Source organism: Caballeronia sp. GAWG2-1 (genome assembly GCF_023631405.1).
Classification (GTDB): domain Bacteria; phylum Pseudomonadota; class Gammaproteobacteria; order Burkholderiales; family Burkholderiaceae; genus Caballeronia.
Genome location: NZ_JALQDD010000026.1, coordinates 36,438 through 48,742, shown reverse-complemented (window position 1 = coordinate 48,742; position 12,305 = coordinate 36,438). Strand labels below are relative to the sequence as shown.

The following is a 12,305-nucleotide window of genomic DNA, read 5'->3' as shown; positions in this document are numbered from 1 at the left end:
CATCAACCTCTCAGCATTCGGAACAAGGGCGCCAGCACCCATTCGGCAATCGTCCTTCGCTCGACGACGATGCTCGCCGTCGCCCGCATCCCCGGCAAAATCTTGAAATGCTGTCCCTCGAAGTCGAAGGTATTGCCGCGCAGCGTGGCCCATGCGAGGTAATCGCCTTCGCCTTCTTTCGAGCTATCCGTCTGTTCGGTCGGATCGGGCGCGCCTGGTGTGCCGGGTGGACTGGGCGGGCTCGCTGGCAGCACGGTGGTGCCGGAGATGGAGTCGATGCGCGCCTCGTACGTGCCGAACTTGGCGTACGGGAATGCATCGAACTTGAGCCGCACGATCTGGCCTTCGCGCACGAAACCGCGACGCCGAGAAGGAATGCTCAACGCGGCGCGCAAGGGCCCGCTCTCGTCTGTCGCGATGACCATCGCCACGTCGGCCGTCGTCAACATGCGGCCCGCGACGAGGCCCGAAAACGTGACCGTGCCGCCCTTCGGCGCGGACACGGTCGCGTCCTGACGTTCGCGTTCGAAGCGCGTGCGCACGTCTTGCACGTCGCGCTCATGTTGCGCGTCGAGGCCGCGCAATTGCGCTTCGAGATCGGCTTGCGTGCTGCTCGACGCGCTGACTTCGCCCGCCAGTTGCTGCTGACGCGCGACGCTTTGCGCGGCCGTCGCCTTGCCCTGATGAACATCCGCGCGAGCCTGTTCAACCTTGTCGGCGGCAACGTAATCCGCCACCGAATCCAGACGCGCCAGCCGCTGCTGGAACTCGCCGACCAGTTGATTGTTCTGCGCGATCTGCGCGTTGAGCGCCCCAAGCTCGGCGCGGCGGCTCACTGCTGTCAGGCGCGCCGATTCGCGCTGCGCATTCAACTGGATGCGGCGCTCGTTGTACTGCGCGTCGATGGAGCGAATCTGGTCATCGCGCATTTGCTCGTCGAATACTTGTCGGCGACGTCCGTCTGTCGTCAGCGAGAAATCCCGCTGCAGCCGAAAGAGCGGCGTGCCGGGCTGCACCTTTTCGTCCGTGCGCGCGTAGATGCCCGACACCAGTCCACTCAGGCCTTGAATCTTGACCTCGGACGGAGACATGACTTCGCCACTGACATCCTGTTTCAGTTCGACCTGATGGAAGAACGCGAAAGCGACGGCGGCGACAGTAAAAATGGACGTCGCGTAGGCTATCCATCGCCACGGGACGTCTTTGAATTCGGGAAGATCGGTCGGCTGCATGAGAATGAAGGCTGGCTTCGCTGCGTGGTCTGGCCCGGTCTGCACCGGGTGCGTGACGCGCAGATTCGGTTGCGCTGATTAGCGATTGGGAGCGAACGAATACATGGCGGGATGACCGCCCGGAGTCCACTGCTGATAGTTATCGGTCAGCGCGCTTTCGATGTAATTTGCGAGCCGCTGGGGCGCGTCCGGCGCGGCGAGCGGAATGTGGTCGAAGATATGCGCCTCGAAATGTCCGCGCTCGAAGCGCAAATAAAACGGCAGCAACAGCGCATTGAAACTCTCGCCCATGCGGAACACGCCGTTATGAATACGCGCGCTGCGTCCGAACATTCTGACCTCGGCGGTCTCCATGGGATAACGATGCATGGTGAATGGCGGCACGTCGGAGAACAGCACGACGACGCCATCGCGTTTCAGCGAACGCGCCACGCGCACGCCAAGACCATTGCGATTCGCATCACCATAGGTGTAAAGCACTTTAATGCCGGGAATGAGCTTGTGATCGTCGCCATATTGATTCCTTGGCACGCCCGAAACCACCGAAAGCGACTTCAGGTCGAGCAAGGCGACAAGCCGCTCGACGATATAAATATTCGCGTATTGCGAGACATAGTGAAAGGGCGAGACAAACACGGGCTGATTCGGCACATCGCGTTTGAGTTGCCTGATTCGCGCCGCCAACTTCTCCGCGATTGCGTCTAACTCGGGCAGGGCTTCGTGCTTGCGAATATCGCGACCGAAATAAATGCGCTGGTCGATCAACTTTTCCAGTTGCGCTGCCGCGCGTGAACGCTTTATTTGCACGGCTGGCAAATGCAGGATATCGCGCGCGATCTCTGCGCGAATGTTTCCGTGCGCGCGGCAGACGGCATTGAATAAACCGTTGACGCGCAGCATGATATTCGCGAGCTGTTCCGCTTTGGTCATCGGGATACGTCCGATCACCGCGCGCTTTACGCGATGTCGACACACCGCGAGCCACTTTCTCAGCATTGGGCGCAACGATGCCATGGTATTTTCTGTCAGATATTGAGAAAGCGGATCTCGCACTCTTAGGCGAGATTGGATACAGCGCGGATTATCCGTTCTTTACCCTTGCGATGACCTCTCGCGGAGAGCAAACCAGGAGAGGTCAAAAGCCAAGCAATCAACCGCCAGCACTACCCTGTTGGCCACCACTTACCGCCGCCCGGGAAGTGCTAAGCGGATATTCGATTTAGCCCGTGATGTAGATGTTGATCACGGTTTGCGACTTAGCCGACGAACCCTTGTTGCAGCCGCCTGCGATGTCAGCGTGTTGGAGTGCGTTACGTTCGATTTTTTGCATGATTGCCTTGAAACTATTTTTAGATTGACGATACGCGCAAGAATTCAAGTATGAGGTTCTTGCGAATTACATTGCCTTCGATATCCGAATCTTGCTGAATATCAAAGGAAGGCGAATGATACGGCATCCCGAAACGAATTTAAACTTCGATAATTCCGAAAAATAAAACTGGTCATAGGAGTATATACATGCCCACAGGCAATCAAATAAAGTTTGTGATTGCCGAGAAGCCCTTATCGATTGCTTCAATTGAGCTTTCATTGTCATCGTGGACTGTTTTTTAAAGGCAAACGACAACGGGGCCACTGGCCCCGTCGTTCAATCGCTTCTTCGGACAGACTGGAAACGTTAGTTGGCCGCAACAGAGATTCTTGCCTTGTCGTTATGGTTCCCAGACGTAATGGAAATAGAAACGTTAGTATTTGAACTGGAGTTGCTCGACGCCTTGGCTTCACCACCGGCGACGTAGCATTCGCTCAACGCTGCTCGATCGATTTTGTGCATAGATATGATCCTGCTTGTTGCTAAGTAGAGGGTTTTCTTTGAGCCGGCTTTATCCGGCAATCAGAGACTACATACAGACTCCGCAGAATCAAATAAGTAGTTTTGCCAGCTATGTTTAACGAAGCGATTGAAACCTTAGTTATAAGTGAAGTTCACCGTAGCCGATGCCGTCACCGTGCCGCCGGTCATCGTGCCGAGCCTATAGTATTGGGCGACCATCGGAACGGTCATCGAACCCGAAGCGTCCGCTGCGCCCAGCGTGAGCGCGCTATTCAACGCGAGAGGCGAACCCGTACTGTCACCCACATTCGTGGCCTTGAGCAATTGCACGCCCACTTGCGCAGCAGTACCCGTGTTTTTCAGGACGCTTGCCACCGTGTCGATGGTTCCATTGACGGTCATTCCTATATTCGTGCCGGCCGCGCAACTGACCAGCTTGACATTGAACGCCTGCGCGGAGTTGGTTGCGCCAACGGCTGCAAAGTCGGTCGTTTTAGCCTGTTGAAGCGTGATTGTCTGATTAACGGAATCCGTATCCACCGTGCATGTCGGCAAGATGATCGTTCCGGTGAAATTGAGCGTGGCATCGGCGGCAAATGACGAATGCGCGGCAACGAGTGCAAGCGCGGCCACGCCGGTTTTCAAAAGCTTCATTCGAGTTTCTCCTTTGTGTTGATGAGCGGTCAGACAGTGCGCGGCGATATCTCAGGCAAATTCGCCGCGCGTTGTCACAGATAAAGCACGGTCAAAGTCATCGTGGCGTTGGCGGGTCCCGCACTCAGCGCGCCGGTGCGGTAATAACGGGCCGTCATGGGAAGCGTGTAACTGCTATTGCGCGTGCCGTCGAATCCGCTCAACGTGCGGTTGACGCCAAAGCCGAATACCGAGCCCGTGCTGTCATACAGCTGGATGCCCACGCCGCCCGCACTCGGACTGCCATTCAGCGCCGCCACGTCGGTGAAGCCGGCAATGGTTCCGTTAGTCGGATCGATCCGGTACTGCACGCTGTGGATCAATCCAGCCGACGTATTCGGCACCGCCGCACCGGCCGGGCAATTGTTGAAGCTCAGATTGAAGCCGATGACCTTGCTAGGCGCGGCTCCGACGGATGGCAAGTCGGCTGGTCCCTGCGTTCCCATCGGCACGGTCACGTCCGGTGTCTCGCAGGTCAGAACAGTGATCACGACCGGCGTGATGTTGAAGTCGATCACCCCGGCGGACAGCACGTTGCCAGCGGGCGGTGGTGTCAAGGTCTGCCAAGAGAAGGCCTGGGCGATCGTTCCCGAGAGTGTGCCGGGTGTCACGTCTCCGATCTTCACCAAAGCCACGATCAATTGCCCGCCGTTGTAGATCGTGCCGGGGTAGTTCCACTGCGAACCCATCTTTTCGAACGAGCGAAGGTTCGTCTGTCTGCCATCGGGGACGACGTAACCGCCCATCGCGATGCCTATACCCGGCACAGTGGTCGGGTACACAGCGAACGCGACGCCGTTGTAGGTCACGGTATATGTGGTTCGACTGTCCGTCGTCACTCCCGCAGTCTCGAAGTCGGTCCCCGTGTACACGGAGCCAACCACGGTGCACGTGTAATAGTCGCTCTTCAATGGCGACAGTGACCATGCGGTCAAGATCGACCCATTTGGCAGATCCCGCGCCACGGCCACGGCGGCGGGCATCGAAAGCGTGAACGCACTGTAGTTGGACCGGCAAGTAGCGGAATCCGCATATGCATTCGCCGGTAACAGCGCCCACGCGACGAGCCAGCACAGCAGAGCGCGCACCAGCGCCGAGGCGACCTTGTCGATCGTACCCATATGGTTTTCTTGATTAATCATCGCGTCTTCTCCTCACTGACACACGCCATCGCCGATGGAGATCGAATTGGGTTTGGTTGCGTCGACGGACTGCGGCAGCTGATAGCGCACCACGCAACGCTGGCTGGCTCCGTCGCCCCACTTCACGTTCAACGCGCCCGCGTCCGCCTTCAACCCGGTAGCGATGATGCGGCTGCCTTGCGCCACGGTACCGACGGTGTGGGCGTCGCCGTCGAATACCTCGGCGCCGAACGGCAGCGGCGTGCCATCGGCCTGCGTCACGCGCATGACCGCTGGCTTGCCCAGGTTTTCGGTTTCGAACTTCAGGGCGACCACCGCACCGGCGGTCGGCGCCGTGCGCTGCACCGTCGACTTCAGCGCGATGTTGAGCGGCAGACCCTTGGGGTCGATTTCGACCTCGTTGTTCGAATAAGGCTGCATGCCCGAGATGACCGCATGCCCCCAACGGTCGACGCGCAAGCCCGCACCATTCGCGAGGCGCGCGCCTGCCGCGTCCTTGGCTTCGACCACGGCGACCGTATCGCCCATATTCGGGGTGAACGCCACGCCGTCGCGCCACGCGACCACTCCGCCGGAAATGCCCGCGCCGACCTGCGAATAGTGGCGTCCGGTACTGGCGTTTGCGGTCATCAACGCGAATGGCGACATGTAGCCGACGTTGCCGCCAGCGCTCGTCGAACTGCCCGAGCCATTTCCGCCGTCGCTGTAGTTGGCGTTGACGCCGTAGCTGAACGCGTTGTCCGCGCCGAGCGTTCCTGTCACCGATTCCTGCAACGTGGAGCTTCTATCGCTCGTATCGTGCTGGAAGGTCGTGGACGATTGCGGTGCGTGCGCGCCGAAGCCGAGCGGCACCATGAGGTTGAGCATGATGCGGTTATCCCAGCGATTCGTGTTCACTTGATACTGACGCACCGCCGATACGCCATACGTCAGGCGTCGCCAGCTATTGCTGTAGCCGATCTGAAATTGCGTGTCGTGATCGGACCGGTTCCAGTAGTTTTGAATCGATCCCACGGCATACACCGAGCCGTACTTGCCGCCCTCGCCCAGACTCTGATTCAGAACGAACTGAACGCGCGACTTCTGGCGAGCATCGAGAAAACCTGGTTGATGGTCTTCGTACAACTGGCGCAGCGCGACGGCATCCTGCAGCGTGTAAAAGCCATTGGTCGAATAGCGATAGGCCGCGACCGCGATATTCGTATTCGTCGGCTCGAACAGACGGCTGAAGCTCAAGCGCACACTCGCGCCATTGTGCGTGCCGTAGCCCTTGAAGCTCGCGGTGGCGTGGCTCACGTCGAGGCCGAATGCGCCGACGCTCGTATTCAGCGCGGCGCCGACCATGCCGGAGAAATACATATCTCCGCCGATCATGCCGCCGTAGAGCGTCACGAGATTGTTGACGCCGTGCTGCACCGTTGCCTGCGAGACGAACGGATGAATATCGATGCTCGGATCGCGGTACTGACCGATGGTCGCGCTATAGCGGGTGACGCCGGGTCGCAACGCGTTCACCGCCGCCGCATAAGGCACGGTGGAAATGTGCTGCGAGCCGTCGGCTTCCGTGACGATGACATCGAGATTGCCGCCGTAACCCGTCGGATAAAGATCGTTGATCTCGAATGCGCCGGGCGCGACGGTCGTCTCGTAGATGATGTTGCCGTTCTGCCTGACCTGCACCCGCGCGTTGCTGTTTGCAATGCCGTGCACCACGGGCGCATAGCCGCGCTGCGACTCGGGATACATGCGGTCGTCGGTGCCGAGCGTGACGCCGCGCACTCCGTAGCTGTCGAACAGCGCGCCGTCCGTGAAGGTATCGCCGGCGGTAAGCTGGCTCTTGATGTCCCTGAACGAACGCTGCACGTAAGTCTGCACGCTCTGATAGTGCTGACCGCCGATGGTGTTGTGCGTCAGGTTGCCCTGATAGCGAAAGCGCCACGGTCCCGCATTGATGCCGCCGATCAGCCCGAGATACTGCGAGTCGTTGTTGTATCCGCCGGACGAGCTGTGATAAACGTTCGCGTTGTACTGCAGCGTGCCCGCGTTGATGCCGTCGTCCCAGTACTTCGGATCGACGTAGCCGCGTGCGCGGGAATTCATCGCGATTTGCGGAACGGAGACGTCGAGACGCTGCTCGCCGTTGTCGAACGACGCGGTTGCTCCAGCAATGAGATCGGGCAACGTAAGGCAGGCATCGCCCGCGTTATCGAGCTTCGCCGATGCCTCCGGCGAGAGCTTGCGCAGATCGACACCCATGCGATCGAGCAGGTCCGCATTCACGCAAGGCTGCATGGCGACAACACCCGCGCCTGCGCCCGCCTCGCGGATATCGATATCGAACTTGCCTTTCCAGACGTCGTTCACGTAGGTATCCGCGCGATACGTGCCGGGCAAAATCTCTTGTCCCTTGTTGAAGCGCGATATGTCCAGCTTTTCGCCGCTGCCGTTTTCGAGGAATTGTTCGTTGAATTCGACGGCCGCGATCTGCTGGGTAGAATCGGCCCATGCGTGAGCGCTCACGCCCATTGCGGCCAATGCCTGAAGCGTGAACAGGCTGATGGGTCTCAGGCGCATGCCGGACACATGAGCGCTTCGGTATTGCATATTCATTTAGTCTTCCGAAATTACGGCAACAGCGCGACTCGGCACGCTATGCGGCATGCTCCGAGTTCATCCTTAACGAGTGATGGCGACGTTCAGCGCAACGCTGCGCTATCGCGGGGAATCGGCCTGCTGGGCAGGCCCGCCGAGAAGCCTGCGAATGACTCAGGGCGCCAGATTGGCATCGCCGTCCTGCGGGCCGCCGTAGTCGTTGATTGCGGTATAGCGAATCTTCGTGCTGTTCGCGGGCACCTCGCCCTTGAGCGGGAAAGCCCTGCTTTCGCCCGGGCCTACCATGCCGCCGTCAGTGAACTCCGATGCACTCGCGCCGTTGCTAACCTGCACGCGGTCGAACGACACGTGATACTGCGTGGGGTTACTCGCCTCGATCGAGTTCTTGCCGCCATCGTGTTTGAGATGCCACACGATCTGTCCTGGCGCGTCCGTTGCCTGGCCTTTGAGGCCACTCGGGCGATAGAAAAACTTGATGCGCGTGCGAAATGCAAGCTGCAGCTGGTTCGCGCTCGCTTCGTCGCCCGTGGGTTTCGGCGGCACTTCGAGCACGTTCAAATAAAAGATGCTCTCCTTGTCCGCAGGCAAAGGCTCGCCCGTCGACATGATCCGCAAGGTCTGCGATTTACTCGGATCGATACGCATGATCGGCGGCGTGATGGTGAACGGCACGTCGATGGCGTCCGGCTTGATGTTCGGATCGCCCTTGTCCATCCACACCTTGGTCAGGCCGGGAAGCTTGCCGTTGTTGGTCAGCTTCACCGTGACTTCGGAATCGCTTTGATTGAAGACGACGCGCGTGCCGGCAATCACCACCGACGCATTCGCGGAAGGAATGAACCCTTGCATCGCGACGATAAATGCCGCGGTCGTTATGAGTCTCTTTGCCACTTTCATGTTGACGTAATGCCCGAAACGGAGCGCGAGTGTAAAGATAAAGCGGGCTCGCGCCCGCATATGTACGGGTCTTCAACCGATGATCGCGCCGAAGACCCCGTTCCACTACCGCAAGATCACATGTAGTCGATGCTGTAGATCACGGACGAGTTGGCTGCGCCAGCGGTCGTCGCGCCCGTCGCGTAATACTGAACTTGATAGCTGAGCGATGCCGCGCCGCTGGAGATGTCGGCCGACTTCACGTTCTGCAGCTCACGCGAGTAGCCTGCCTTGATCATCGAACCATCGGAGTTCAGGAGTTGCAGCTTGACGTTGCCCGCGCCGCCCGTGGCCACGATCAGGCGGCCATCGTTCGCATCGACCGTTGCACCGGCTTCATAGAACACGCCCGCTTCGCTCGTTGCCGTAACCGGCGCGCAACCCGTCAACGCGATGTTGTACGAAGTCGTGCCGGCCGTCTGGCCCGATGCCGTCAGGGTCGACGTGGAAACGGTCGGCAGCGTGACCGTGAAGTCCTTGCTGCTGGTGCCGTTGCCGTTGATCGTGCAGGTCGTGGCCGTCAGCGCGCCATTGAACGTGATGGTGCCGTCCGACGCGAACGCGGCGCTTGCTACGAGGCCCAGTGCTGCGGCGACCATCGCCGAGATCAAGGATTTTTTCATTTGGATATGCTTATAAAAATTGACAGGGATGGGTCGTCAGATCAAGCTAAATGTTCGGCCGCGAAAGGCGGTCGCCCACTCCTCGAACTTGACGCCCAAATGCCGCATCTCGGCTTCCAGGTTTGCTACAGATAAACATCCGCTTACGCGCTACGTTTATCTCGTCTGGTTGAAATGCGAAGCGCAACGATAATCGAGACCGTCGAGAAACGGCACTCGATTTTTCCTAATTTGTCAGGGAATAGTTAGTGATGCGATAAATGCTGCCTGACGCAAGCAGCAGCTATCTTCGACGTGACTTTGGTCAGCGAACATTCGACGCCATGCAAGGCGCTCGCCTGCTTCGATTGCGCTTCAGCAGTTATCTTGACCGCCCCGCCGCGGTAACGGGCGCAATAGTGCCAACGAGCCGTCATCACACCTGCATCGCCGGCGAGAGCGCCATCTCGATCGATTCGGCGAGCTTCGCAAACGCGGGCGCGATCTCATCGTTCGGCACGCACGCGTAGCCGAGCATGAGACCGGAACGCGCGGCATCCGCGTTCATGTAGTAATTGGCTAGCGGCCGTGTCACCACGCCCGCCGTCATTGCGTGACGCGTGATTTCGCGGTCGTCGACGTGCTCCGGCATGCCCAGAACGAAGTGCAGTCCGGCCTGATCGCCGTGCACCGCGAGCGTATTGCCGAACCGCGCGCGAATGGCGTTGATGAGCAATTCCCTTCGTTCGCCGTATAGCCCGCGCATGCGCCGCACGTGCGAGGTGAGATGCCCGTCGAGAATGAATTCGGTGAGCACGGCCTGCTGCATCAGTTGCCCTTCGCGATACAGCTCCGCGACGCCCGTGCGAAACGTATCGACGAGATTTTCCGGCACCACCATATAGCCCATGCGTAAACCGGGGAACAGCATCTTGCCGAGACTGCCGACATAGATCACCTGTCCGGCGTCGTCGAGTCCCTGCAGCGACGAAAGCGGCCGGCTGCCATAGCGAAACTCGCTGTCGTAATCGTCCTCGATGATCCACGTGCCATGTTGCCGCGCGAACTCGAGCAACGCGCGACGCCGCGCGAGACTCATCACCATGCCGAGCGGATACTGATGCGAAGGCGTAACCAGCGCGATACGCGGCGGCGTGGCCATGTCGCGCGCGTTCGGATTCAAGCCTTCGTCATCGACGGGCACGGGCACGAGCGACAGCCCGGACGACTGCAGGACGCTTCGCACGCCCCAGTAACACGGTTCTTCGACCCACGCGCGGTCGCCGAAATCGGTGAGCAGACGCACGGTCAGATCGATCGACTGATGGATGCCCGTCGTGATGATGATCTGATCGGGCGAGCACTTGACCGAGCGCGCGACACGCAAATAGTCCGACAACGCGCGCCGCAGCGGCCGATAACCGCCGCCGGGCGCATAGGTCAGCAAATCGGGATTCGCGCGCTTCCAGAGCCGCGCTTGCAAGCGGCTCCAAGTTTGCGCGGGAAACTCGCGTACATCGGGCACGCCGGGCATGAACGCGCCCCACTGTTTCGGCGATACCCCCGCCTGCGAGATCAAGCGCGCGCCGCGTTGCGAAATCGCGCAGGGCTTCTGAGCGGCGTCGGCGCTCGACTTGGCGCCCGGCTTCGCAGCGGCGCGTTCGCGCGGCGCCGTATCGGCCACATAGGTGCCGCTGCCGGTCGTCGACGTGACATAGCCTTCGGCCGTCAACTGGTCGTACACGTGCAGCACGGTATTGCGCGCGATGCCGAGATCGCTTGCCAGCATGCGCGAACTCGGCAGCTTGGTGCCGGGCGCAAGTTGACCGGTCAGGATGGCCTGCTGCATGAGTTCCAGCATCTGCCGGTACATCGGCTCCGCCTGCGAGCGTTCGACGAGTCGCGTACTCAGCCAGTCCGCGAGGATGATGGTATCCATGAATTTCCCCGAGCCCTCAGGAACCTCGCCAGAAGGCAAAGTGGTTCCAAGTTGAATATTGAAATGGCTCCACATTGTAGAACCGTCACGGGCTATAGTTATCGCAGGCAGTGGAAGAATTTCCGAGCGCCGCAAAGGCGCCGGTCAGGCGCCGTAGAGGCTTCATACAGGCCGCTCCCAGCTACAACGCATCGATTTCCGAAGGAGACACGGAAGATGAAATCCGATCAGGTGATCGTCAGTTTTCGCGGCGTTAGAAAGACTTATGACGGGGAAACCCTAGTCGTCAAATCGCTCGATCTCGACATCTACCAGGGCGAATTCCTCACGCTGCTCGGGCCATCGGGTTCGGGCAAGACCACTTGCCTGATGATGCTCGCTGGCTTCGAATTCCCGACTGGCGGCGAGATCTGGCTAGACGGCAAGTTGCTCAACAAGGTGCCGCCGCATAAGCGCGACATCGGCATGGTGTTTCAGAACTACGCCTTGTTTCCACATCTTTCCGTGCAGCAGAACGTGGAATATCCGCTGACGGTTCGCAAGATGTCCGCCGAGGAACGCGCGCATCGCGTCGACAACGCACTCAGGATGGTGCGCATGGAGAGCTTCGCGAAACGTTACCCGGCGCAATTGTCGGGCGGTCAGCAGCAGCGCATCGCGCTCGCGCGCGCGCTCGTATTCGAGCCCAAGCTCGTGCTGATGGACGAACCGCTCGGCGCGCTCGACAAGCAACTGCGCGAGCACATGCAGTACGAACTGAAGTCGTTGCACGAGAAGCTCGGCGTGACATTCGTATATGTCACGCACGATCAGGGCGAAGCGCTCACCATGTCGGACCGCGTCGCGGTATTCGACAAAGGCATCGTGCAGCAACTCGATACCGTGGACCATCTCTACGAAGCGCCGTGCAACGAGTTCGTCGCCAACTTCATCGGCGATAGCAACCGCTTGCGCGGCACCATCGAGCAAACACAAGGCGAGTTCTGCGATATCCGCCTAGCCGACGGCACGCGGCTTTCCGGGCTGAATGTCGCGAAGGCGAAGGCGGGTGCGTCGGCTATTGCCTGCATCCGGCCGGAGCGCATGAAGCTCGCGGCTATCCGCGAACAGAACCATGCGACACATAACGCGCTCGCTGGCGAGGCCAAGAGCCTCATCTATTTCGGCGATCACGTACGCATGCGCTGCGGCGTACGCGAACAGGACGAATGCTTCGTGAAAGTGCCGCTCGGCAATGCGTTGCTCGATACCTTCACGCCCGGCGCGCCCGTCGCGCTTGAATTCGCTCCCGAGCATTTGCGCGTATTTGCCTAA

The 12,305-nt window shown here is 59.7% G+C and carries 9 protein-coding genes; 1 reads left to right on the top strand and 8 read right to left on the bottom strand.

Annotated elements, in window-relative coordinates:
- Nucleotides 1-2: 2 nt before the first annotated feature.
- From NCR98_RS15430 to pdxR, 8 genes are all read right to left on the bottom strand, one after another.
- Nucleotides 3-1,232, bottom strand: coding sequence for an HlyD family secretion protein (locus tag NCR98_RS15430; RefSeq protein WP_244828543.1), 1,230 nt, complete (start codon nucleotides 1,230-1,232; stop codon nucleotides 3-5).
- A 78-nt stretch (nucleotides 1,233-1,310) separates the two neighbouring features.
- Nucleotides 1,311-2,246: a lysophospholipid acyltransferase family protein gene (locus NCR98_RS15425; RefSeq protein ID WP_250466702.1), complete on the bottom strand. Its 936-nt coding sequence runs from the start codon at nucleotides 2,244-2,246 to the stop codon at nucleotides 1,311-1,313.
- 955 nt (nucleotides 2,247-3,201) lie between these two features.
- Nucleotides 3,202-3,720, bottom strand: coding sequence for a fimbrial protein (locus NCR98_RS15420; protein WP_244828555.1), 519 nt, complete (start codon nucleotides 3,718-3,720; stop codon nucleotides 3,202-3,204).
- A gap of 74 nt (nucleotides 3,721-3,794) precedes the next feature.
- Nucleotides 3,795-4,901, bottom strand: coding sequence for a fimbrial protein (locus tag NCR98_RS15415; protein ID WP_250526594.1), 1,107 nt, complete (start codon nucleotides 4,899-4,901; stop codon nucleotides 3,795-3,797).
- A 12-nt stretch (nucleotides 4,902-4,913) separates the two neighbouring features.
- Nucleotides 4,914-7,511, bottom strand: coding sequence for a fimbria/pilus outer membrane usher protein (locus tag NCR98_RS15410; protein ID WP_250526593.1), 2,598 nt, complete (start codon nucleotides 7,509-7,511; stop codon nucleotides 4,914-4,916).
- A 156-nt stretch (nucleotides 7,512-7,667) separates the two neighbouring features.
- The gene (locus NCR98_RS15405; RefSeq protein WP_250526592.1) at nucleotides 7,668-8,411 is read right to left on the bottom strand and encodes a fimbria/pilus periplasmic chaperone; all 744 of its coding nucleotides are present in this window, start codon (nucleotides 8,409-8,411) and stop codon (nucleotides 7,668-7,670) included.
- Nucleotides 8,412-8,527: 116 nt separating this feature from the next.
- Entirely contained in the window at nucleotides 8,528-9,073 is a 546-nt protein-coding gene (locus NCR98_RS15400) for a fimbrial protein (protein ID WP_244828565.1), read from the bottom strand.
- Nucleotides 9,074-9,488: 415 nt separating this feature from the next.
- The gene (gene pdxR / locus NCR98_RS15395; RefSeq protein ID WP_250526591.1) at nucleotides 9,489-10,991 is read right to left on the bottom strand and encodes a MocR-like pyridoxine biosynthesis transcription factor PdxR; all 1,503 of its coding nucleotides are present in this window, start codon (nucleotides 10,989-10,991) and stop codon (nucleotides 9,489-9,491) included.
- Nucleotides 10,992-11,207: 216 nt separating this feature from the next.
- On the opposite strand from pdxR, the gene NCR98_RS15390 reads away from it, so the two are divergent.
- Nucleotides 11,208-12,305 (top strand): ABC transporter ATP-binding protein, encoded by a 1,098-nt coding sequence (locus NCR98_RS15390; protein WP_250493222.1) that lies wholly within the window; start codon nucleotides 11,208-11,210, stop codon nucleotides 12,303-12,305.